Origin of the sequence: Sulfitobacter sp. 15WGC, assembly GCF_005068605.1 — a bacterium.
GTDB classification, from domain to species: domain Bacteria; phylum Pseudomonadota; class Alphaproteobacteria; order Rhodobacterales; family Rhodobacteraceae; genus Sulfitobacter; species Sulfitobacter faviae.
In genome coordinates this window covers 1-254 of record NZ_SZNL01000142.1, presented here as the reverse complement: position 1 = coordinate 254, position 254 = coordinate 1, and the positions used below count along the sequence as shown (strand labels likewise).

1 protein-coding gene is annotated in these 254 nt (G+C 58.3%); it reads left to right on the top strand.

The annotated features are described in order from the left end of the window. Positions 1 to 79: 79 nt before the first annotated feature. Positions 80 to 254: DUF924 family protein (locus FCK22_RS18310; protein ID WP_248646602.1), on the top strand; the 175-nt coding region annotated here is incomplete at its 3' end.

Sequence of the window (254 nt, the reverse complement as noted above, 5' to 3'; positions counted from 1 at the left end):
GAGTGTGCGGGATGGCTGCCACAAATGCAGAACCCCAAGATGTACTGAATTTCTGGCTCGAAGACGTAGGTCCGGCCGGATGGTACAACAGTTCCGAAACGCTGGATGCCGATATCCGTGCGCGTTTGAGGGGCTTTGGGATGAGGCGCAGGCTGGCAAGCTGAACCATTGGCTGACCAATCCCACCGACGCGCTGGCCTTTCTGATCCTGACCGATCAATTCCCGCGCAACATGTTCCGCGACACGGGCAAGG